Source organism: Jiella avicenniae, from assembly GCF_021390325.1.
In the GTDB taxonomy this organism is placed as follows: Bacteria; Pseudomonadota; Alphaproteobacteria; order Rhizobiales; family Rhizobiaceae; genus Jiella; species Jiella avicenniae.
Window position 1 is genome coordinate 212989 of sequence record NZ_JAJUWU010000008.1, and the last position, 21403, is coordinate 234391.

General features: G+C 67.5%; 18 protein-coding genes and 2 pseudogenes. 7 read left to right on the top strand and 13 right to left on the bottom strand.

What is annotated here, in order from left to right; translation table 11 throughout:
* The first annotated feature begins 116 nt into the window (after positions 1-116).
* Positions 117-1109, top strand: a complete 993-nt coding sequence (locus tag LZD57_RS09980) for a cation diffusion facilitator family transporter (protein WP_233719463.1) — start codon at positions 117-119, stop codon at positions 1107-1109.
* Between the two features lie 123 nt (positions 1110-1232).
* Here LZD57_RS09980 and LZD57_RS09985 read toward each other — a convergent pair whose 3' ends face one another.
* Positions 1233-2267: a 5'-methylthioadenosine/S-adenosylhomocysteine nucleosidase gene (locus LZD57_RS09985; protein ID WP_233719464.1), complete on the bottom strand. Its 1035-nt coding sequence runs from the start codon at positions 2265-2267 to the stop codon at positions 1233-1235.
* Between the two features lie 70 nt (positions 2268-2337).
* Positions 2338-2841: a single-stranded DNA-binding protein gene (gene ssb, locus LZD57_RS09990; RefSeq protein ID WP_255699883.1), complete on the bottom strand. Its 504-nt coding sequence runs from the start codon at positions 2839-2841 to the stop codon at positions 2338-2340.
* A gap of 313 nt (positions 2842-3154) precedes the next feature.
* Between ssb and uvrA the strand changes: the two genes are divergently transcribed.
* The gene (uvrA, locus tag LZD57_RS09995) at positions 3155-6076 is read left to right on the top strand and encodes an excinuclease ABC subunit UvrA (protein ID WP_233719465.1); all 2922 of its coding nucleotides are present in this window, start codon (positions 3155-3157) and stop codon (positions 6074-6076) included.
* Positions 6077-6115: 39 nt separating this feature from the next.
* On the opposite strand, the pseudogene LZD57_RS10000 reads toward uvrA, so the two are convergent.
* Positions 6116-6451 (bottom strand): annotated as a pseudogene (locus tag LZD57_RS10000) (type II toxin-antitoxin system VapC family toxin); the annotation flags it as partial.
* Positions 6452-6498: 47 nt separating this feature from the next.
* Positions 6499-6771, bottom strand: coding sequence for a type II toxin-antitoxin system Phd/YefM family antitoxin (locus LZD57_RS10005; protein WP_233719467.1), 273 nt, complete (start codon positions 6769-6771; stop codon positions 6499-6501).
* A gap of 66 nt (positions 6772-6837) precedes the next feature.
* On the opposite strand from LZD57_RS10005, the gene LZD57_RS10010 reads away from it, so the two are divergent.
* Positions 6838-7647 (top strand): DUF72 domain-containing protein, encoded by an 810-nt coding sequence (locus tag LZD57_RS10010; protein WP_233719468.1) that lies wholly within the window; start codon positions 6838-6840, stop codon positions 7645-7647.
* Between the two features lie 187 nt (positions 7648-7834).
* Here the strand turns inward: LZD57_RS10010 and LZD57_RS10015 are convergent, their stop codons facing one another.
* Both LZD57_RS10015 and LZD57_RS10020 read right to left on the bottom strand, forming a co-directional pair.
* On the bottom strand, positions 7835-9973 hold the full coding sequence (locus LZD57_RS10015) for a hypothetical protein (RefSeq protein WP_233719536.1): 2139 nt from the start codon (positions 9971-9973) through the stop codon (positions 7835-7837).
* Between the two features lie 52 nt (positions 9974-10025).
* Positions 10026-11318, bottom strand: a complete 1293-nt coding sequence (locus tag LZD57_RS10020) for an adenylosuccinate synthase (RefSeq protein WP_233719469.1) — start codon at positions 11316-11318, stop codon at positions 10026-10028.
* Positions 11319-11649: 331 nt separating this feature from the next.
* Between LZD57_RS10020 and LZD57_RS10025 the strand changes: the two genes are divergently transcribed.
* Positions 11650-12549: a DMT family transporter gene (locus tag LZD57_RS10025; protein WP_233719470.1), complete on the top strand. Its 900-nt coding sequence runs from the start codon at positions 11650-11652 to the stop codon at positions 12547-12549.
* Positions 12550-12662: 113 nt separating this feature from the next.
* Here LZD57_RS10025 and rpmE read toward each other — a convergent pair whose 3' ends face one another.
* Positions 12663-12884 carry a 50S ribosomal protein L31 gene (rpmE, locus tag LZD57_RS10030; RefSeq protein WP_233719471.1) on the bottom strand — a complete coding sequence of 74 codons (222 nt, stop codon included), beginning with the start codon at positions 12882-12884 and terminating at the stop codon, positions 12663-12665.
* Between the two features lie 211 nt (positions 12885-13095).
* Here rpmE and LZD57_RS10035 point away from each other — a divergent pair, with 211 nt between their 5' ends.
* The 3 genes from LZD57_RS10035 to LZD57_RS10045 all read left to right on the top strand — a co-directional run bounded on the left by LZD57_RS10035 (position 13096) and on the right by LZD57_RS10045 (position 16538).
* On the top strand, positions 13096-14901 hold the full coding sequence (locus tag LZD57_RS10035) for an ABC transporter transmembrane domain-containing protein (RefSeq protein WP_233719472.1): 1806 nt from the start codon (positions 13096-13098) through the stop codon (positions 14899-14901).
* Positions 14902-14940: 39 nt separating this feature from the next.
* Positions 14941-15831, top strand: a complete 891-nt coding sequence (locus LZD57_RS10040; protein WP_233719473.1) for a serine hydrolase domain-containing protein — start codon at positions 14941-14943, stop codon at positions 15829-15831.
* A gap of 296 nt (positions 15832-16127) precedes the next feature.
* Entirely contained in the window at positions 16128-16538 is a 411-nt protein-coding gene (locus LZD57_RS10045) for a DUF7282 domain-containing protein (protein ID WP_233719474.1), read from the top strand.
* Positions 16539-16643: 105 nt separating this feature from the next.
* On the opposite strand, the gene LZD57_RS10050 is transcribed toward LZD57_RS10045, so the two are convergent.
* The 6 genes and pseudogenes from LZD57_RS10050 to LZD57_RS10075 form a co-directional block, all read right to left on the bottom strand.
* Positions 16644-17633, bottom strand: a complete 990-nt coding sequence (locus LZD57_RS10050) for an MBL fold metallo-hydrolase (RefSeq protein WP_233719475.1) — start codon at positions 17631-17633, stop codon at positions 16644-16646.
* 176 nt (positions 17634-17809) lie between these two features.
* Positions 17810-18199, bottom strand: coding sequence for a VOC family protein (locus LZD57_RS10055; RefSeq protein WP_233719476.1), 390 nt, complete (start codon positions 18197-18199; stop codon positions 17810-17812).
* Positions 18200-18286: 87 nt separating this feature from the next.
* A complete protein-coding gene (locus LZD57_RS10060) occupies positions 18287-18952 on the bottom strand; it encodes a helix-turn-helix transcriptional regulator (RefSeq protein ID WP_255699885.1) in 666 nt (221 codons plus the stop codon).
* Between the two features lie 73 nt (positions 18953-19025).
* A pseudogene (locus tag LZD57_RS23990) lies at positions 19026-19247 on the bottom strand (c-type cytochrome); the annotation flags it as partial.
* 22 nt (positions 19248-19269) lie between these two features.
* Complete coding sequence (locus LZD57_RS10070; RefSeq protein WP_233719478.1) at positions 19270-20298, bottom strand: peptidoglycan -binding protein; 1029 nt, start codon at positions 20296-20298, stop codon at positions 19270-19272.
* Positions 20299-20302: 4 nt separating this feature from the next.
* Positions 20303-21394, bottom strand: coding sequence for a MotA/TolQ/ExbB proton channel family protein (locus LZD57_RS10075; protein WP_233719532.1), 1092 nt, complete (start codon positions 21392-21394; stop codon positions 20303-20305).
* Positions 21395-21403: the final 9 nt, after the last annotated feature.

Consider the following 21403-nt stretch of genomic DNA (forward strand, 5'->3'; position numbering starts at 1 on the left):
CAGCCGTCCGACCCGCGCCGGGCCCCGCGATCACGCAATGATCACGCGGCGCGTGAACCAAAAGCGGCCGGGCGAATTACGCCATCATCGCGGCAGACGAACCGGAAGGACGAACCATGGCGAAATCCAGCCGCAAGGCGCAGAATTCGGGCGGCTCCGAGGGGAGCAAGGGAGCGATCATCGCGGCCGCCGGAGCCAATCTCGCCATCGCGGTCACGAAATTCGGCGCTGCGCTGTTCACCGGCTCGTCCTCGATGCTGGCGGAAGGATTTCACTCGGTGATCGACACGGCGAACCAGGGATTTCTCCTGATCGGTCTTGCCAAGTCGAAGAAGCCCCCGGATGCCCAACACCCCTTCGGCTACGGCGCCGAGATCTATTTCTGGTCGTTTCTCGTCGCGATCTTCCTGTTCGCCCTCGGTGCCGGCTTCTCGACCTATGAAGGCGTGATGGGCCTCCTGTCGGGCGAGAGCGAACTGACCTCGCCTCTCGTCGCCCTCGGCGTCCTGTTCCTCGCCTTCTGCTTCGAGGGCTATTCCTGGTCGGTCGCCTTCCGGGAATTCCAGCAGCGTCGCAACGGCAAGAGCCTGCTGCGCGACTTCCGCGACATGAAGGACCCGTCGATCTTCGTCGTCCTGTTCGAGGACAGCGCCGCCTGCATCGGCATCGTCATCGCCGCGATCGGCGTCGGCCTGTCCTGGTCGACCGGCATCCACGAGTTCGACGCCATCGGCTCGATCGTCATCGGCATCCTCCTCGGCGTGACCGCCGTTCTCCTCGCCATCGAGGTGAAGGGCCTGCTCATCGGCGAACCGGCCGGCCCGGAGATCGAGAACCTGATCCGCGAAAGGCTCGGCGACCGGCCGGAGATCGTCGCGGTCAACGAACTGCGCACGCTGCATCTCGGCCCCGAAGACGTCCTCCTGACGATGAGCGTAGACTTCCGCGACGACGTCGTGTCGCAGCGGATCGAGGCGATGGTCAGCGAGACGGAGCGACGGATTCGCGAGCGCTTCCCGATCATCCGTAAGGTCTACATCGAGGTCCAGTCGCAATCGGGCCATCGCGACCTGGCGGCGCAGGATGCGGAAGAAAATCCGGCGACGTGAGGGGCCCGCCGTCTGATCTGCCCATCTGCCGTCCGGCTCCCGCCGCGACGGCGAGGCGGTATCCGCCGCGGCCGGCTCGTTCGGGCAACCGGAATTCGGCGCATGCAACGGACAAAAGTCGGGTCAGTTTGCCTCCGCGGGCATCGCCTTCACGAACGCCTTCACCAGGCGGGCCGAATTTTCCGACGCCAGGGCGAAGAACGTCGCCATCTCGTTCGCGCCTTCGCCGCCGCCGGCAAGGTCCGACAGGCTTCGGAAGGCGATGAAGGGCACGTCGTTGGCATAGGCGACATGGGCGACGGCGGCGCTTTCCATGTCGAGGACGGAGGCACCGAACGTCGCCGCCACGTATTTGCGGAAATCGGCATTGTCGACGAAGGCCATGCCGGAGACGCCCGACCCGCCGACGACGATCTTCGGCGAACGCGACAGGCAGGTGTCGGCCTCGGCGCAGCGCTCCAGCGAAACCTTCTCGGACACCGCGCGGGCGACGTCGAGCAGCTCCTCGTCGGCCCCGAACCAGAACCGCTTTTCGGGCTCATCCGCCCGGTCGGACCGAACTTCGACGTCCTGCGGGAAGATCATGCCGTAATTGGCGAAGGACTTCGCCGCGTGGGGCGGCAGCGTCCAACCCTCGCCCTCCTTGCGGGCGAACACCGCCTCCAGATACTCGCCCCACCGCTCGGCCACCACGACGTCGCCGATGTCGAGCGCCGGATCGACGCCGCCGGCAATCCCCGAAAAGACGATCGCCTCGACGTCGAAACGGTCGAGAGCGAGTTGCGTCGTCATCGCGGCATTGACCATGCTGACGCCGCTGAGGAACAGGACGACGTCCTTGCCGGCGAGTTCGCCCGTGACGAAATCGGTGCCGTTGATCCTTACCGTCTCGGGGTCGAGAAGGTCCGCCCGAAGGCTTTGCCATTCCGGCTCGAAAGCGGAAACCACCGCGATCCGCGGCACGGTGTTCGTCGCGGCGTCGGATTGCGCCGCGGGAGCGGCGGCCGCTGCCGCCGGCGACGTGGCTGCGCCCTCGGCCGTCGCAGCGCCCGCGAACGAGGCCAGGACGAGACCCGCCGGCAGAACCAGCACGGCGGCCCTGCGCGTGAAGCCGCCGACGGCCGCGGCAAGTCGTCCGGCAATCGCTGTCGACGGCATCGCGTCTCGTCTCCGCTCGTTCAGCCGCACCTCGTTCAGGCGCAGCGCGCCGAATGATCCACGAACGCCCTCAGAACGGGATCTCGTCGTCGAGGTCGTTCGACCGTCCGCCGCCATAGTCGCGATCGCCGCCGCCGCGATCCGGCCCGCCCCGGTCGTATCCGCCGCCGCCGCCACCACGATCGTATCCGCCGCCGCGACTGCCGCCTTCGCCGCCCTCGCCCCGACCGCCGAGCATCTGCATCTCACCGCGAAAGCGCTGCAGAACCACCTCGGTGGTGTATTTCTTCTGCCCGGACTGATCCTCCCAGGAGCGGGTCTGGAGCTGGCCCTCGACGTAAACGGTCGAGCCCTTCTTCAGATACTGCTCGGCGACCTTCACGAGGTTCTCGTTGAAGATCACCACATTGTGCCACTCGGTTCGCTCGCGGCGCTCGCCGGAGGATTTGTCGCGCCACGTCTCGGACGTCGCGATCCTCAGATTGGCGACGGCATCGCCGGAATTCAGCCGCCGGATTTCCGGGTCGGCGCCGAGATTGCCCACCAGAATGACCTTGTTGACGCTTCCCGCCATGATCGCACTCCAAATTTCCGAAAATCGCCCCGACCCTAGACGAGCCGCACCCTCGGCGAAAGGCGCGCCGCGCCGCCGTCCCCATCTTCCGGACGGCGTCCCGTGTCCACCACGATCCGCCGGCTTCTCGCAACTGACGTGCCCGGCAAGACGCCTCCGGACTGGAAATACGCTACAGAACAAAGTATGAACACGCAAGAGGCGAGTCGCGAATTCGATCCCCGGCTCCTCCCTGCCTTGGAGTCGACGGGCGGGAGTCTTAAGTAGTCGCCTTGCCTCTCAGACACGGACGACGGACGGACCGGCGGATCTCATGGCCGAATTGAAGACGATTTCCATACGCGGCGCGCGCGAGCACAATCTGAAGGGCGTCGATCTCGATCTGCCGCGCGACAGGTTAATCGTGATGACCGGTCTGTCCGGCTCGGGCAAATCGTCGCTCGCCTTCGACACGATCTATGCCGAGGGCCAGCGCCGCTACGTCGAGAGCCTCTCGGCCTATGCCCGGCAGTTCCTCGAGATGATGCAGAAGCCGGACGTCGACCAGATCGACGGCCTGTCGCCGGCGATCTCGATCGAGCAGAAGACCACTTCGAAGAACCCGCGCTCGACGGTCGGGACCGTCACCGAGATCTACGACTATCTGCGGCTGCTCTTCGCCCGCGTCGGCGTGCCCTATTCGCCGGCGACCGGGCTCCCGATCGAGAGCCAGACGGTCAGCCAGATGGTCGACCGGGTGCTGGCGCTGGAGGAAGGAACGCGGCTCTATCTCCTCGCCCCGATGATCCGCGGCCGCAAGGGCGAGTACAGGAAGGAACTCGCCGAGCTGCAGCGCAAGGGCTTCCAGCGCGTCAAGATCGACGGCGAGTATCACGAGATCGCCGACGCCCCGGCGCTCGACAAGAAGTACAAGCACGACATCGACGTGGTGGTCGACCGCATCGTCGTGCGCGAGGACATGAAGGCGCGCCTCGCCGATTCCATCGAGACGGCGCTGGGGCTCGCCGATGGCTTGGCGGTGGCCGAATTCGCCGACAAGCCCCTGCCCAAGGAGCGGCTCGCGGATGCGGGCGCCAATCGCAGCAAGAACGAGACCCACGAGCGTCTCCTGTTTTCCGAAAAGTTCGCCTGCCCCGTATCCGGCTTCACCATTTCCGAGATCGAGCCGCGCCTCTTCTCCTTCAACAATCCCTTCGGCGCCTGCCCCACCTGCGACGGCCTCGGCTCGCAGCAGGCGGTCGATCCGAAGCTCATCGTCCCGAACGACGCCCTGACGCTGAAAGCCGGCGCCATCGCGCCCTGGGCGAAATCGACCTCGCCCTATTACGGCCAGACCCTCGACGGGCTCGGCAGGGTCTACGGCTTCAAGCAGACCGACCGCTGGGTCGAACTTTCGGACGCGGCGAAGACCGCCATTCTCTACGGCACGGGGCGCGACAAGATCGAGTTTCGCTACAAGGACGGGATCCGCTCCTACACCACGACCAAGACCTTCGAGGGCGTCGTCAACAATCTCGCCCGCCGCTGGAAGGAGACCGACTCCGCCTTCATGCGCGAGGAGATCGAGCGCTTCATGTCGGCGACGCCCTGCCCCGCCTGCAGCGGCTACCGACTGAAGCCCGAGGCGCTGGCGGTGAAGATCGCCGGCCGGCACATCGGCGAGGTCACGCAGCTGTCGATCCGCGATGCGGCCGGCTGGTTCGAGGCGCTGCCCGCCGCGATGAACGACAAGCAGAACGAGATCGCCGTCCGCATCCTCAAGGAGATCCGCGAGCGGCTGAATTTTCTCAACGACGTCGGCCTCGACTATCTGACCCTGTCGCGCGCCTCGGGCACCCTGTCCGGCGGGGAAAGCCAGCGCATCCGCCTCGCCTCGCAGATCGGTTCCGGCCTCACCGGCGTGCTCTACGTGCTCGACGAGCCGTCGATCGGCCTCCACCAGCGCGACAACGCCCGCCTGCTCGACACGCTGAAGCATCTGCGCGACATCGGCAACACCGTCATCGTCGTCGAACACGACGAGGACGCGATCCTTGCCGCCGACTACGTGGTCGACATCGGCCCGGCCGCCGGCATCCATGGCGGCGAGGTCATCGCCTCGGGCACACCCGGCGAGATCATGGCCCATCCGAAGTCGCTGACCGGCCGGTATCTCTCGGGCGATCTCGGCGTGCCGGTGCCGGAGAAGCGCCGCAAGGCGCCGAAGGGCAAGCGCCTGAAGGTCGTCGGCGCACGCGGCAACAATCTGAAGAACGTCACGGCCGAACTGCCGCTCGGGGTGTTTTCCTGCGTCACCGGCGTGTCGGGCGGCGGCAAGTCGACCTTCCTGATCGAGACCCTGTTCAAGGCCGCCTCGCGCCGTATCGCCAACGGTCGCGACATCCCGGCCGAGCACGACCGGATCGAAGGGCTGGAACTGCTCGACAAGGTGATCGACATCGACCAGTCGCCGATCGGCCGCACGCCGCGCTCGAACCCCGCCACCTATACCGGCGCCTTCACCCCGATCCGCGACTGGTTCGCGGCGCTGCCCGAAGCCAAGGCGCGCGGCTACCAGCCCGGCCGCTTCTCCTTCAACGTCAAGGGCGGGCGCTGCGAGGCCTGCCAGGGCGACGGCGTCATCAAGATCGAGATGCACTTTCTGCCCGACGTCTACGTCACCTGCGACGTCTGCAAGGGCAAGCGGTACAATCGCGAGACGTTGGAGGTCACCTTCAAGGAAAAGTCGATCGCCGACGTCCTCGACATGACGGTGGAGGAAGGCGTGAACTTCTTCGCCGCCGTCCCCGCCGTGCGCGACAAGCTGGTGACGCTGAACGAGGTCGGGCTCGGCTACATCAAGATCGGCCAGCAGGCGACGACGCTGTCCGGCGGCGAGGCCCAGCGCGTGAAGCTCGCCAAGGAGCTGTCGCGCAAGGCCACCGGCAAGACCCTCTACATTCTCGACGAGCCGACGACGGGCCTGCATTTCCACGACGTCGCGAAACTCCTCGAAGTGCTGCACGACCTCGTCGACCGCGGCAATTCGGTGGTGGTGATCGAGCACAATCTCGAGGTGATCAAGACTGCCGACTGGCTGATCGACATCGGCCCTGAAGGCGGCGACGGCGGCGGCGAGATCGTCGCGACCGGCACGCCGGAGGACGTCATCACGGTCGAGCGGTCCTATACGGGACAGTTCTTGAAGGAGCTTCTGGAGCGGCGGCCGCGGGTGAAGAAGGAGGCCGCGGAGTAGGGTTCGCGAGCTCCAAGGCCGTTGCGCAGGCATTCTCGGTTACCAAAGCCGTGTAATGCCAAACTGATCGAAGGCCTGGTCGACCGTGATCAATGCCAGTTCTTCGATCTTCGCCTGAGCGGCAAGTAGACGATCGAACGGGTCCTTGTGGGTTCCGAGCATCTGGCCAGCCATGAGCGCATGGGAATGGGTGACGTGCAGTTTGGAGAAGCGGCCTTGCCTAATGAAATCATCGAACGTTTCGATGATCTCCCGCGCGACCTCCAGTTTACCAATTCTGACTTTATTCGCGAGTTCGAAGGCCGTGACCGCGCTCACGTAGCGATCCGTTTCGATGTCCTCGATCGTCGATTTGGCCGCATCGCTGAGATGCGGATCGGCGGTGAGCCACTAGAGAAATGCGTGAGTATCGAGAAGTACTCTCACTCGCCATTATCGCCGAGAAACGAGTATTTGCCTTCCCAAGCCGCCAAGTCGTCCTCGGACATCGGCTGGAGAAAGAGGTCGGACGGGATCTTGTCGCGCAAATGGGCAAGGGCACCATATCCGCGAACCTTGGGCTTGTCGGGGTCCACCCGCACCAGCTTCGCCACCGGCTCGTCGCCCCGCGCGATGACGATTTCTTCGCCCGCTTCCACCCGGTCCAGAAGCTCCGCAAGGCCGGTTTCCGCCTTCTGTATGGTGACGACAGCCATCCTCTTCTCCTTCGGCACGTCATCAATGTAGCGAGCGCCTTCGCCAACCACAATCGGGAGACGATCATGAGCGGCACGATCCGCACCGGCATCGGCGGCTGGACCTTCGAGCCCTGGGACGAGACCTTCTATCCCTCCGACCTGCCGAAGAAGCGGCAACTCGAATATGCAGCCTCGAAGCTGACGACGATCGAGGTCAACGGCACCTTCTATCGCAGCCAGAAGCCCGAGACCTACGCCAAATGGGCGAGCGAGGTGCCGGAGGGATTCGTCTTTTCGCTGAAGGCACCGCGCTTCGCGGTGAATCGCAAGATTCTCTCGGAAGGTGGCGAGTCGATCGAGCGCTTCGTCAATTCCGGCATCGCCGAACTCGGGGAGCATCTCGGCCCGATCCTCTGGCAATTCGCGGCAACCAAGCAGTTCGACCCGGACGACTTCGCCGGCTTTCTGAAGCTGCTGCCGAAATCGGCCGGCGGCATTGCGCTCCGCCACGTGGTCGAGCCGCGGCATGAAAGCTTCGTCACGCCCGATTTCGCCGGCCTCTGCCGCAAGGCCGGCGTCGCCATCGTCTGCGCCGACAGCGACGATCATCCGCAGATCGCCGACGTCACCGCCGATTTCGTCTATCTGCGCCTGCAGCGCGGCGACGCCGCGGTCGAGACCTGCTACCCGCCCGACGCGCTGGACGAATGGTCCGAGCGGCTCGCAACCTTTGCAGCAGGCGGCGAGCCCGGCGACCTCTGCAAGGCCGCGCCGGATGCGCCCATCGAGAAGGCGCCGCGCGACGTCTTCGCCTATTTCATCCGGTCGGGAAAACCCCGTGCGCCGCACGGCGCCATGGCGCTGATGCAGCGTCTCGGCCGGCAGGCCGGCTGACGGCCAGCCCGAGACCTTCCGGGTCGGCGCGGCGGTGCCTTCGGCGATCCTCGATCAGAGGCTCATCGGCGGGCTCGCGAGGCGATGTCCCCGGTTGGCACTGCGATATCGCCGCACCTTCGGCCTCGCGCCGAAATCGCGCTGCGACATGTCGGGCGGGCGGGACGTCGCCCCCCTTCCCATCGGTTCACGTCTTCGCCTGCCAGGCCTTCAGCGCGTCCTTGAAGACGCGCTCGCCCGGAATCCCCTTCTCGATCGAGATCAGCGCTCGGCGGCCGGACTGATAGGCGATCGGGATGTCGATCCATTTCTGGTTCTCGAGCAGCGCCAGATTGTTCTGGACCGCCTGGTCGAGATTGTTGAGGGCGATGATGAAGTAGTTGTCGGAGATCTTGCCGGCGACGCCGATCAGGGGCTCGCCCCGCGCCTGTTCGGTCTCCTTCAGCGCCAGCCGCTGGACGTTGGCGACGCTGCGGCCGGAAAAGTCCTGAGGCACGTCGAATTCCAGTTCGATGACGTGGCTCGCCGGCAGCGTCGAATCGGCGTTGCGCTTGATCGTCATGGTCATCTTCAGCTTCTCTTCCGGCACGTCGACGACGGCCCGGACGGCCGGCTCCGCCGAGGCACCGTCCGCTCCGGGCTCGTCCACCAGCGACCAGACCACCGTGCCGGTCTCCTGCGTGCCCGGAAGATCCTCGGTCTTTTCCTGATAGAAGACCGCCTTCTGGGCGACGGCCAGCCCGTTCTCGCCCGGGGCCGCGTCCGGCGCGGCCGATGGCGTTGAGGCGGACGAATCCGTCGCGACGCCGGCCGGGGACTCTGCATCGGCGCCCGCCTCGGGCGCCGCGACGCCGGGCGCCTCGGTCTCGCCGCCGACGATCGCCGGGTCCTCGCCGATCTCGCTCGAGATCGTCGGGGTCGCGCCCGCCGGCGGAGCATTGGTGTCGACATTCGTCGCGGCCGCGACGTTGGTGCCTTCGTCGAAGGCATTGGGCGTCTTCTGCGCCGGTCCCTCGTCGACCTCGGTTCCATCCGGCAGGAGCCGCTGGGTGAACCGCCGGGTCGATGCCGGCGGCTCCTCGGCAGAGGCGGTCTGGCTTTCCGTCTCGCCCGGGGCCGGCGCGCTTTCGTTCGTCGTGGGCGGAGCTTCCGTGCCCGACCGCTCGGCGATCGTGCCGATGTCCGCAGGGGTGACGAGAAGGGCCTCGATGTCGTCGCGGTAGATCCACCCCGCGGTGCCCGCGGCACCGAGCAGCAGGACGACGGCGGCGGCTGCCGCGACCTTGCCGGCGCGGCCGGAAGAGCGCCCGGAGCGGCGGGCGGAATAGCGCGGCGCGCTGACGTCCGCCTCCGGGATGTCGTTGTCGTCGACACGGATGTCGTGGGGGACGCGCAGGTCGCCGTCGAAGTCGTCGTCGCGCGGCGTCTCATGCGCTGCCGGGCCGGGCGCCGCGCCGCCGGAGGGACGGGCATCCCGCTCCTCCGGCACCAGGAACGGCGCCCCGATCGCCGGCGGTTGGTCGCCGGCGTCGGGTTCCGCGGTTTCCGGGGGAAAGAACGCCCCCTCGTCCCGCACACCGTCAGGGGTTCGTGCCGCCGCCTGCCCCGGCATGGTCGCAGCCGGAAGCGACGGCCGGGCCTGCGCGGGCTGCTGCTGCGGCCGCGGACTTTCCCCGGCCTCGACGGATCGTTGCTGCGGCGCAGCGGGCGCCGGAGCGTCGGATCTCGGCTGGGGCGCCGGCTTCGGCGCCGAGGGGGCGGGAGCCTCTGCCTTGGGCGGCCCCTGGTCCGGGCGCGCCTGCAGCGGCTGGGCCGGAGCGGCTTTTGCCGGTTCGGGCGCCGGTCGTTGCGGCGGCGGAGACTGAGGCGCCGGACCGGCGGCAGGGCCGGGTTGCGGGGCGGGCGCAGGACGATTTTCCGCGGGCTGCGCCGCCGCCGGCGGCTGTGGGCGCGGCGGTTGAGCCGGCTGGACGGGTGCCGGTTGGGTGGGGGCCGGTTGGGCGGGTTGTGCCGGCGGCGGCACGGGGCCGGCCGGTTTCGGCGCGGCGGGCTCGGCTGCGGCGGCAGGCGCCGGCGATGCCGGAGCCCCCGCCTGCTCCGCAGCGGCAGCCTCCTGCGCGACGTAGTGCTCTTCGGTGCGGGTGATCGCATCTTCGAGCGCGGCGAGCCGCGCCGCCACGACGTTGTCGGCGAGCGGCGGGCTGGCCGCGCCGATCTGCCGCTGGATCGCGGCCCGGGCCTTTTCGTAGACCTTTTCCCGCATTTGCGGCGTTGCGCGCGGCAGGCCGTCGATGGTCTTGCGAAGAACGCCGCTCAGATCCGCCATGGAATGCAGTCACTCGCTTGTCGTGGTGGATTAAGTCCCTGCGATCCCGACTCTAGTCCTGAAACGGATCGCGAACAAGTATTGTGTCCTCGCGCTCGGGCGAGGTCGAAAGAAGCGTCACGGGCGCAGCGACCAGCTCCTCTATGTGTCTGACATATTTGATCGCCTGGGCCGGCAGGTCGCTCCAGCTGCGGGCGCCGGCCGTCGTCGCCTGCCAGCCTTCGAAGCTTTCGTAGATCGGTTCGACCCGCTTCTGCTCGGATAGACTTGCCGGAAGATAGTCTATCCGCTTCCCATCCAATTCATAGCCGGTGACGACCCTGATTTCCTCCAGACCGTCGAGCACGTCCAGCTTGGTCAGGGCGAGGCCGTCGATGCCGTTGATGGCCACCGCCTGTCGCACCAGCACGGCGTCGAACCAGCCGCAGCGGCGCTTGCGCCCCGTCACCGTGCCGAACTCGCGGCCCTTCTCGCCGAGGAACTGGCCGATCTCGTTGTCCTGTTCGCTGGGGAACGGCCCCTCTCCGACCCGCGTCGTGTAGGCCTTGGTGATGCCGAGGACGAAGCCGAGGCTGCCGGGTCCGAGCCCGGATCCCGCTGCCGCCTGCCCGGCCACGGTGTTCGACGAGGTGACGAAGGGGTAGGTGCCGTGGTCGATGTCGAGCAGCGTTCCCTGTGCGCCCTCGAAGAGGATGCGCGCACCGGCCTTGCGCCGCTCGTCGAGCAGCCGCCAGACGCGGTCCATGAACGGCACGATCTCGCCGGCGACCGAGGTGAGCTCCTCGAGGATCGCCGCGGCGTCGACCTCGTCCTGGCCGAGCCCCCGGCGCAGCGCATTGTGATGGGCGAGCAGCCGCTCGATCCGCTCGGGCAGGGATTCGGGATGGGCGAGATCCATGACCCGGATGGCGCGGCGGCCGACCTTGTCCTCGTAGGCCGGGCCGATGCCGCGGCCCGTGGTGCCGATCTTGGTCCCAGAATTGGCGTTCTCGCGGGTGGCGTCGAGTTCGCGGTGGAGCGACAGGATCAGGGCGGCGTTGTCGGCGATGCGAAGGCTCGACGGGTCAATGGCGACGCCCTGTTCGGCCAGCCGCTTGCGCTCGGCGACGAAGGCATGCGGATCGAAGACGACGCCGTTGCCGATGACCGACAGCTTGCCCTGGCGCACGACGCCGGAAGGCAGCAGCGACAGCTTGTAGGAGACGCCGTCGACGACGAGGGTATGACCCGCATTATGGCCGCCCTGAAAACGCACGACGACGTCGGCTCGCTCGGAAAGCCAGTCGACGATCTTGCCTTTTCCTTCGTCACCCCATTGCGACCCGATGACGACGACGTTTGCCATGTACTTCCTCACGAAAACCGACCGGTCGCGCCCGTGGCGCGCCGGCCGAGCGACGGCGACGACATGCCGCCGAAGTTGCGATGCGAGACCTTCGTCAAGCTGGACGGCGAGAATTCCCGTTGGCCTGTAACGCGTCGGAGCCCCGCCTGTCCATGAACACGGACACGCGACTGCGTAAACTCACAGAACTTGCCGATAATGCGTCGGCCGCTCCGGATTTGCGAAAAACATAAGGGGCTCTGGCCAGTTCCGGCAATCCCGACTAGACGGGGCCCTGCCGCTACCGCCTCCGGCCGCACGAGAGGACCGGCGTCGGCGATTGGGAAGAGAAATGCCGAAGAGCCTCGTCCACCCCTATCTCGTCCTCACCACCGTCGCCCTGCTGTGGGCCGGCAACGCGGTCGCCGGCAAGCTCGCCGCCGGCCACATCTCGCCGATGCTGCTGACGCTGACGCGCTGGTTCTTCGCGACGCTTCTGGTCGCGCCCTTCGCGCTGCCGCACGTGCGCGCCGACTGGCCGGTGATCCGCCGGCACCTCGTCTATCTGTCGATCCTCGGCATGGTCGGATTCGCCTCGTTCAATGCGATCTTCTACCTCGCCGCCAATTTCACCACCGCGATCAACATCACCATCGAGCAGTCGGCGATGCCGCTGGTGGTCTTTCTGGCCAATTTCGTCCTGTTCCGGATGCGCGTCGCCTGGCTGCAGGTCGTCGGCTTCGCCCTGACGCTGGTCGGCGTCGCGGTGACGACCGCGAACGGCGATCTGTCGACGCTCCTCTCCCTCGACCTCAATCGCGGCGACGCCTTGATGATTCTCGCCGTTCTGTTCTACGGCGGCTACACGGTGGCGCTCCGATTCAAGCCGCCCATCCACTGGCTGTCGACGATCTTCGTCCTGTCCTGCGCCTCGCTGGCGATTTCGGTCGTCTATGCGGGCATCGAGTTCGCCCTCGGCATGACCCGGCTGCCGGATTTCCAGGGAACGGCGGTGGCGCTCTATACGGTCGTCTTCCCGTCGCTGATCGCCCAGACGCTCTATATCCGCGGCGTCGAGATGATCGGACCCAATCGGGCAAATCTGTTCATCAATCTGGTGCCGGTGTTCGGTGCGCTGCTGGCGGTGGCGATCATCGGCGAGGCGCTGCATCTCTACCACGTGGTCGCACTCGCCTGCGTCCTCGGCGGCATCACCCTCGCCGAGCGCGGCGCCCAGCGCCGTCGCGGCTGAGAACCAGCAGCCGTCGAGTCGCCGGCGATCCGTTCCGCCACGAAAAAGGGCCGGATGCGTCGCCCGCATCCGGCCCCTCTCGAAATGTCCTTCGCCGTGTCGGCGAAGCGAAATCAGATACCGAGACCCTCGTAGCGCTTCTTGAAGCGCGAGACGCGGCCGCCGCGATCCATCAGCTGCTGGTTGCCGCCGGTCCAGGCCGGGTGGCTCGTCGGGTCGATGTCGAGGTTCAGCTTGTCGCCTTCGGAGCCCCAGGTCGAGCGGGTCTGGTACTCGGTGCCGTTGGTCATGACCACGGTGATGGCGTGGTACTTCGGATGGATGTCTTTCTTCATCGCACGTGGTCCTTGAACTCTGTTCGCAAAAACATCCCCGGCGCAGCCGAAGGCCCGGTCCGTCGCCGGAGAGCCTGCCGGATGTCGAGGGGATCGTCGAGCTTTGATCGCTTCCAAAATCGGGTTCGAGCCTATACATCAGAGCCGGGGTCGGCACAAGGTCCGGGCGGCCAGACGCTCGGGTCCCCGAGAATGGACGACGGAGTTTGTTTTGCGCGACGAAGATGCGGCCACGAAAGGCCGAGGGAAACCGCGCCGGAACCTGAAGCCGCTCGGCAGCCTCGTTCCCTATCTGATGCGATACAAGGCCATGGTGGCCGGCGCCTGCTTCTTCCTGGCGCTGGCCGCCTTGACCACACTGTCCCTGCCGCTCGCCGTGCGCCGGGTGATCGATCACGGCTTCATCGAATCCGACACCGGGCTGCTCAACGCCTATTTCGGCATGCTGATGGTGCTGGCGGCCGTGCTGGCGCTGGCCAGCGCCGGGCGCTACTTCTTCGTCATCACCCTCGGCGAGCGGGTGGTGGCCGACCTTCGCAAGGCGGTCTTTGCCCATCTCACCCGGCTCTCGCCGACCTTCTACGACACCGCCGAATCGGGCGAGATCGTCTCGCGTCTCGCCGCAGATACGACGCAGGTGAAATCCGCCGTCGGGTCGACCGCCTCCCTGTTCCTGCGCAACGCCATCCTGTTTCTCGGCGCCCTGGCGATGATGGTGGGGACGAGCCCGGCGCTGTCGCTCATCGTCATCGCGGCGATTCCCTTCATCGTCCTGCCGCTGGTCGCCTTCGGCCGCGGCGTCCGGCGGCGTTCCCGGCACGCCCAGGACACGCTGGCCGCCGCGACGGCCTATGCCTCGGAAGCGATCGGCGCGATGCGCACGGTCCAGGCCTTCACCTCCGAGCGCGCCGTCGCCGGCCGTTTCGGCGCCGCCGTCGACGAGGCCTTCGGCGCCGCGAGGGCCTCGATCAAGGCGCGGGCGCTGCTCACCGCGATCGCGATCTTCCTGATCTTCGCCTCGGTCGTTGCGGTCCTGTGGATCGGTGCTTCCCGGGTCACCGCCGGCACGCTGTCGCCCGGCACGCTCAGCCAGTTCCTGCTCTACGCGGTCTTCGCCGCCGGGGCGCTCGGCCAGCTCTCGGAAGTCTGGGGCGAACTTTCCCTCGCCGCCGGCGCGGCCGAGCGGCTGGCGGAGCTGCTCGCGGAAAAGCCGGCGATCGTCGCGCCTGCGCGCCCAGCCGCCCTCCCGACCCCCGCCACCGGGCGCGTCACCTTCGAAGACGTGTCCTTCGCCTATCCGAGCCGGCCCGATCTTCCGACGCTGAACGGCCTGTCCTTTTCGGTCGAGCCGGGCGAGACCGTCGCGATCGTCGGCCCGTCCGGCGCCGGCAAGTCGACGGTCTTCGCGTTGATCGAGCGCTATTACGATCCCGCATCCGGCCGCATCCTCGTCGACGGCGTCGATCTCACCCAAGCCGACCCGATCGACCTTCGCTCGCGCATCGCCCTCGTGCCGCAGGACACGACGATCTTCGCCGCCTCGGCGCGGGACAACATCGCCTTTGGCGATCCGGGCGCCAGCCCCGGGCAGGTCGAGCGGGCCGCGCGACAGGCGCTCGCGGACGGCTTCGTCACCGCCCTTCCCGGCGGCTACGACACCCTTCTCGGCGAGCGCGGCGTGACGCTGTCGGGCGGCCAGCGCCAGCGCATCGCCATCGCCCGGGCGCTCCTGCGCGACGCGCCGATCCTCCTCCTCGACGAGGCGACCTCGGCCCTCGACGCCGAAAGCGAGGTGCTGGTCCAGAAGGCGCTCGACGAGCTGATGGTCGGGCGCACGACGCTGGTCATCGCCCATCGCCTCTCGACGGTGCTCAAGGCCGACCGCATCCTCGTCCTCGATCACGGCCGCCTCGCCGAAGAGGGCAATCACCAGAGCCTCATCGCCAAAGGCGGGATCTATGCCCGCCTCGCCAGGCTGCAGTTCGAGGCCGGGCGGCTGGACGACGCGGCGGAATAGCTCCCTGGCGGTCCGGCCGAGGCCACACAGGAGGCGCGGATGGCTCAGCCGGACGGACATGCAGTCAGGCTCACGGCCGACGGCAAGGCCGTCCATTCCGGCCGGACCGACGCGACATTTCCCTGGTGGAGCTTCACCAAGACGATCCTCGCCATCGCCGCTCTGCAGCTGAGCGAACGGGGCGCCCTCGACCTGGACGCGCCGTATCGGGGCCGTCCCTACACGCTGCGCCAACTCCTTCAGCATCGGGCGGGCGTGCCCGACTACGGCAAGCTCGCCGCGTATCATGCCGCCGTGGCACGCGGTGATCCGGCTTGGCCGCGCGAACGGCTCCTAGCCGCGGTAGATGTCGATACGCCGGACTTTGCGCCCGGCACCGGCTGGGCCTACAGCAATGTCGGTTATCTCTTCGTCCGCGAGGCCATCGAGGCGGCGACGGCGTCGGATCTCGACACGGCGCTCCGCGAACTCGTCTTCGCGCCGCTCCGTCTCGAAAGCGCCCGGGTCGCCATGCAGCCCGCCGACCTTGCCGGCGTCTTCTGGCCGGCATTGCGCGGCTACGATCCGCGCTGGGTCTATCACGGCCTCGTCGTCGGCACCCCCGGCGACGCCGCCGCGATCCTTTCGGCGCTGATGACGCCCGGCCGGCTGCTGGCACCGGGCACGCTGGCGGCGATGCGCGACCGCCACGCCGTCGGCGGCGCCATCCCCGGTCGGCCGTGGACGACCCACGGCTACGGTCTCGGCCTGATGATCGGCACCGTGAAGGGCGCCGGCCGGGCGATCGGCCACTCGGGCGGCGGACCGTTCGGCGTCAACGCCGTCTATCATTTTCCGGATCTCGACGCGTCGGTGACCGTCGCAGCCTTTACCGGCGGGACGGACGAGGGTGCCGCGGAGTGGGCCGCCACGGCGCTCGCGACGGCTTGAGCGACATCCGTTCCAGCGGCCCCGTCGTCGCCTTCGGACCCTCGTCCGGTCTGGTGACTCGAATGGCGTTGGATCGCCCGGGCGAACCGCTGCACCGGCAGCGCGCCCGAGAGTCCCCTGAGCCAAGTCGAAAAAATGGTATTGTCAACGTATCGACGAGATAAGAACGCCGGTCTGACACCATTGTCATCGAGCACGTGAAGCATCTGACAGCGTCGTGACGATGCGATCCATACAAGATGCGAATCGTATCTTTTGACGGACGCAACGTTCGTCACCGAAGAAAGGGTTTCTCCATGAAACGCATCGTCATCGCCCTCCTCGCCACCGCCGGCATGGCCGGCGCCGCCGTCGCACAGGCCATGACGCCGGGCGTCACCGCCTCCGATCAGGACGTGTCCGGCGGTTCGGTCATGGCCGAATCCGTCACCGCGCCCGAAAAGGGCTGGCTCGTCGTCCACCGCACCGATGCGGAGATGAAGCCCGGCCCGGTGGTCGGCCACGCGCCGCTGAACGAAGGCATGAACGAGAACGTTTCCGCCGAACTCACCGAGGACGTCGCCAGCGGCGACATGCTGATGCTGATGGTCCACTCCGAGGCCGGCGGCAACGAGATGGGCGTCTTCGAATACACGCTCGGTGCCAAGGAAGACGGCCCGATCCGCGTCGGCGGCGAACTCGTCACCGCGACGATCACGGCCGACTGAGCCGGCGGCCGTCCGCTTCATCGGCCAAAGCGAAAGGAGCCGGCGCGACGAGCCGGCTCCTTTTCGTTTGCGTCGAAGTTGTCTCCCTTTCGCCGGGGCGGGCGATCAGCACCCCTCGGTGCAGGCGCCGCTTTCGTCGAAGGTCATGGTCCTGCCGCTGAGCGGCAGATAGGCGTCCGCCTTCACCGCCTGCATGAAAGCCTCGGTCTTCGAGCCGGCGACGACCTTGCCGCCCTCGGTCGCCTGCTCGTTGGCATGGGAGGGGATCACCGAGGCGGGCCTGATGATCTCGTCGACGACGAAGGCGGCTTCGCTCGGGCCGGTGGTATAGACGTCGCCGATGTTCATCACGACGAGCTTGGCGCCGTATTGCTTGGTGACGACGGTCTCCTGCTCGGCGGTGACGCCGGTGTCGCCCGAGAGATAAGCGACGAGGCCGTTGGAGAAGGTCAGCACGTAGCCGGTCGGCGGGCCGACATAGGCGTTGAGGCCGGCGGTCTTCAGATTCTCGCCGAGCGGCCCGTCGATGAAGTCCCCCGACAGGCCGTTGGAATGGACCGCCGGCACGGTGGTGATGGAAACGCCGCCGATCTTGCGCGAGGCGCCGAAACGCACGAGCTGGGCGTCGTCGGCGCTCGAGCCGAGGGCCGCGAGCTTGGTGCCGAGGAAGCTCGCCATCTCGCTGCCGACGACGATCTTGGCGTTCTTGCCGGCGGCGATCTCGGCGCTGTTGGAATTCGGCACCGTCGAGACGCCCGTCTCGGGCGAGGCGCAGGTGCCGGCGTTGACCCGTTCGATGCGCTGGTCGCCGAGGTGGTCGCCATGGACGTGGCTGACGAGCACGGCGTCGATGTCGCCGAGCCGCGGGTCGTCCGCACCGGCGACCGTGCGTCCCGCGTCGTAGAGGATGCGCGTCCCGTCCGGGTCCTCGAACACCATCGCCCGATCCCGCGAACAGAACTCGCCGTCATGGCTTCCGAGCGGCGTAACCTTCACGCCCTGGCCGGCTTCTCCGCCGGTCGTCGGCTTTGCGTCCTGTGCGAGCGCCGGGCCGGTGGCGGCGACCATGAGCATGGCGGCGATTGTCTTCTGCATGAAAGGCTCCCTTGAACGTCGTCGCCAACCCTTGGGTGGCATACCGAAGCGGCAACTAGCGTCCCGGGCGATCAGGCAAGCCGGATCGCCGCAAACCTCCCGCTTGCGGCGATCACGGACGATCACGTTCGCGAAAGGCGGGAGCGCGACCGTCGGCCGGTCCCCTCCTCGGTCCGTCATGCGGAGGCTTGCGACCGGGCGAACATCCGGATGCGGTTCCCGTCGTCGAGGGCCGCAACGAAGGTGTAGCCGAAATCCATCTCCGTCGGCTCCTGCAGGATCGTCATCTGCGCGTCGAAGGCGCGCGCCGCCGCCGCGTCGACCGCCGCCGGCCCGCCGTCCAGGGAAAGCGCGAATTCGCACGCCCCCGGCCGCACCTTCACCCGCGGCTCGACCGCGTCGAGCTTCCAGAGCCCCAGCCTGCCTTCGCCGAAGAAGAACAGGGCGAAGCCCGGCGTGTATTCGACGGGCGCAAAGCCGAAGAAGCGCTCGAGCTTCGCCGCATTGCGGCTGACGTCGTCGGTGTAGAGCAGCGTGTAGGGCGCGCCGGTGAGTGCTTGGGTCATGGGTCCGTTTCCTTCGGTGTTCGAAACGGCGACAGACCTAACCCTCGCGACTGTCAGTTTCCGACAGCAGCCTTCTCGTCGCGGGTCTCAGCCGGCGTCGCGACTGTCCCGAAAGAGCCGCCAGTCCGCCAGCAGCACGCGGTGACGCCGCTCCATGGGGCGACCGGCGAGCGCGATCCGTTCGATCCGATCGAGGCGAAAATGGCGAAAGTCGCCGCGCATCTCGCACCAGGCCGCGACCATCTCCGCGGCGTCGAAGAAGCCGCCGACGATCGGCCAGACGGTTCGCTCGCTCGCATCGCCCTTCTTGTCGCGATAGGCGATCTTGAGCGCGTCCTCCTTGCGGATCGCCTCGCGGATCTGGTCGAGCACGGCGGCCGACCCCGCCGCCGGGGCGCCGACGAGGAGATGGACGTCGGCAGCCGAGCGTCCCTTCGGCAGCACGGCCTCGATCTTGGCGAGCGCTCGGCGCGCGTCGTCGCCGAGCCCCTCCGGCAGGCGCTTTTCCACGAATCGCAACCCGAGCACCACGGCGTCGAAATTGAGCGGCGGCAGGGTGAGGCCCGGCCCGAGCACGTAGCCGACGCCGGCCTCGCCGGAGATCGGCACGCCCTCGCCCTGCAGCGTCGCGATGTCCCGGTAGAGGCTGCGCAGGCTGATGCCGAGTTCGCGCGCCAGGGTCGCGCCCGCCACCGGCCTCCGGTGGGCACGCAGACACTCGATCAACCTGAGGAGACGCGCGGAACGGGACATGGGCGGTAGACTGCCGTCGAAAGCGCCGCGTTCGGAGGCAGGCGCGGCCGAATCCTTTGCCGATCCTCGCCCGTCACTTCACCGTCGGCAAGGTCGCCTTCAACTCGATCGCCGAGAACCACGCCACCAGGTCGGCGATGTCTTCGTCCGACAGGCCCTTGGCGATGATCGACATCTGCTCGTGCTTGCGCTCGCCGGAGCGAAAGGCCTTCAGCTGGGCCGTCAGGTAATAGGCGCTGTCGCCGGCGAGGTTCGGCGCATCCGGCGCGACGGCGAGCCCGTTCGGGCCGTGACAGGGCGTACACTCGCCGGCCTTTTCACCGCTCCGTCAGCTTGAACTCGATGCGGCGGTTGCGGGCCCGCGCCTCGGGGCTGTCGCCCTCCTCCAGCGGCTGGAACTCGCCGAAGCCGGTGGCGGCGAGCCGCGTCGGCGGCACGCCCTGCTCGATCAGGAAACGCACCACGGCGTCGGCGCGGGCGCTCGCAAGCTCCCAGTTGTCCTCGAAGCGGTTGCTGGAGACGGGCACGCTGTCGGTATGGCCGTCGACGCGGATGATCCAGTTGATGTCGGAGGGGATTTCCCGGACCAGTTCCTTGATCGCGTCGGCGAGCTTGGCCATCTCCTCGGTCCCCGCCGGCTGCAGCACGTCCGAGCCGGAGGGAAACAGCACCTCCGACTGGAAGACGAAGCGGTCGCCGACGACGCGGATGTTGTCGCGGTCGGAGAGGATTTCCCGCAGCCGGCCGAAGAAGTCCGAGCGATAGCGCGACAGCTCCTGCACCCGCTGGGCGAGCGCGACGTTCAGACGCCGGCCGAGATCGGCGATCCGGGTCTGGCTCTGCTTGTCGCGGGTCTCGGAGGCCTCCAGCGCATCCTCCAGTGCCGCGATCTGCTGGCGCAGTGCCGTGAGCTGCTGGTTGAGGAGTTCGATCTGCGAGCGCGCCCGCTGGGAGACCGCCTGCTCGTCTTCCAGCGCGCCTTCGAGTTCGGCGACCTGAGCGTTGGCGGTGGCCGCCGAGCCGCTGCCGGAGTCCAGCGCCTGCTGCAGCCTGGACCGCGCCTCCTCGGCGGAGGAGAGCGAAGCCTGCAGCGTCGCGATCTGGTCCTGGTAGTCCTGGCTCGTCGAGCGCTCCAGCGAGAGAAGCTGCGTCAGCTCGTTGATCTGGCTGTTCAGCCGGTCGAGCACCGCGTCCTTGCCGCTGATCTCGCGGCTGAGCAGGAACTGCGCGAGAACGAAGACCGAGAGGAGGAACATGATGGCGAGGAGCAGCGTCGACAAGGCGTCGACGAAGCCCGGCCAGTAATCGATGCTGCGCTCGCTGCGGCGGTTCCTCGACAGGGCCATGGCGTCAGCTCTCCTGGTCGGACCGCGGCTTTCTGTCCGCCCCGGCCCCTCCGCTCAGCGACGGCCGGTCGTGGCCGATGTGGCCGGCGAGCCTGTCGAGCACGATCCGCAGCTCCCGCTGCTCTTCCGCCTGCCCCTCGACGAAGTCGCGCAAGAGCTGCTGCTCGGAGCGCATGTGCTGGACGAGGCCCTGGATGCTCTCGGCGAGATTGGCCATCGCCGCGCTGGTGCGGGGGCTGGCGCTCTGGTCGCTGATCATCTTGTTCAGCCGGTCGGACAGCATCCGCAGTTCTTCGGTTCCATCGCCGCCATCCTTCACCGGCGAAGCCGGCAGAAGCATGTCGGAGCCGACGTCGGTGATCGAGGAGAGCCAGTTCTCGAGTTCGGTGTAGAAGCGGTTCTGCGCCCGGCCGATCTGCAGGTCGAGAAAGCCGAGGACGAGCGAGCCCGACAGGCCGAACAGCGAGGAGGAGAACGCCGTGCCCATGCCGGAGAGCGGCGCCGAAAGGCCGGCCTTCAGCGAATTCAGGACCGCGTTGGTGTCGCCGCCGCCCGGATCGAGCCCCTGGATCGTCGTGCCGATCGAACCGATGGTGCGCAACAGGCCCCAGAACGTGCCGAGAAGGCCGAGGAAGACCAGCAGCCCGATGAGATAGCGGGCGATGTCGCGCGTCTCGTCGAGCCGCGTCGCGATCGAATCGAGGATCGAGCGCATCGACATGGTCGACAGCGAGACCGAACGCCGCCGTCCGATCAGCGCCCGCATCGGCGCGAGCAGCACCGGATCGCGCAGCTTTTCGAAATCCGCCGAGCCGTCGCGATAGGCGTTGACCCATCGGACTTCCCGCGACAGCCGGATCACCTGGACGAGCGCCAGCAGGATGCCGACGCCGAGCACGCCGAGGATCAGGCCGTTGAGGCCGGGATTGGTGACGAAGGCGGAGGAGATCTGCCGACCGAGGATCGCCGCGACGAAGCCGGCCAGCGCCAGGAAGACGAGCATCGACCAGAGAAAGACGAGCGGGCTCGACAGCCGGTTCGGATCGAAGTCGACCGGTCTTCCCGTCTTTTCAGTCGGCGCGTCGAAGACCTGCATCGGATCTTT

Bases quoted from the DNA above. Each gene is read 5' to 3' on its own strand.
- LZD57_RS09980 (WP_233719463.1), top strand. From the start codon at position 117: ATGGCGAAATCCAGCCGCAAGGCGCAGAATTCGGGCGGCTCCGAGGGG.
- LZD57_RS09985 (WP_233719464.1), bottom strand. From the start codon at position 2,267: ATGCCGTCGACAGCGATTGCCGGACGACTTGCCGCGGCCGTCGGCGGC.
- ssb (WP_255699883.1), bottom strand. From the start codon at position 2,841: ATGGCGGGAAGCGTCAACAAGGTCATTCTGGTGGGCAATCTCGGCGCC.
- uvrA (WP_233719465.1), top strand. From the start codon at position 3,155: ATGGCCGAATTGAAGACGATTTCCATACGCGGCGCGCGCGAGCACAAT.
- LZD57_RS10005 (WP_233719467.1), bottom strand. From the start codon at position 6,771: ATGGCTGTCGTCACCATACAGAAGGCGGAAACCGGCCTTGCGGAGCTT.
- LZD57_RS10010 (WP_233719468.1), top strand. From the start codon at position 6,838: ATGAGCGGCACGATCCGCACCGGCATCGGCGGCTGGACCTTCGAGCCC.
- LZD57_RS10015 (WP_233719536.1), bottom strand. From the start codon at position 9,973: ATGGCGGATCTGAGCGGCGTTCTTCGCAAGACCATCGACGGCCTGCCG.
- LZD57_RS10020 (WP_233719469.1), bottom strand. From the start codon at position 11,318: ATGGCAAACGTCGTCGTCATCGGGTCGCAATGGGGTGACGAAGGAAAA.
- LZD57_RS10025 (WP_233719470.1), top strand. From the start codon at position 11,650: ATGCCGAAGAGCCTCGTCCACCCCTATCTCGTCCTCACCACCGTCGCC.
- rpmE (WP_233719471.1), bottom strand. From the start codon at position 12,884: ATGAAGAAAGACATCCATCCGAAGTACCACGCCATCACCGTGGTCATG.
- LZD57_RS10040 (WP_233719473.1), top strand. From the start codon at position 14,941: ATGGCTCAGCCGGACGGACATGCAGTCAGGCTCACGGCCGACGGCAAG.
- LZD57_RS10045 (WP_233719474.1), top strand. From the start codon at position 16,128: ATGAAACGCATCGTCATCGCCCTCCTCGCCACCGCCGGCATGGCCGGC.
- LZD57_RS10050 (WP_233719475.1), bottom strand. From the start codon at position 17,633: ATGCAGAAGACAATCGCCGCCATGCTCATGGTCGCCGCCACCGGCCCG.
- LZD57_RS10055 (WP_233719476.1), bottom strand. From the start codon at position 18,199: ATGACCCAAGCACTCACCGGCGCGCCCTACACGCTGCTCTACACCGAC.
- LZD57_RS10060 (WP_255699885.1), bottom strand. From the start codon at position 18,952: ATGTCCCGTTCCGCGCGTCTCCTCAGGTTGATCGAGTGTCTGCGTGCC.
- LZD57_RS10070 (WP_233719478.1), bottom strand. From the start codon at position 20,298: ATGGCCCTGTCGAGGAACCGCCGCAGCGAGCGCAGCATCGATTACTGG.
- LZD57_RS10075 (WP_233719532.1), bottom strand. From the start codon at position 21,394: ATGCAGGTCTTCGACGCGCCGACTGAAAAGACGGGAAGACCGGTCGAC.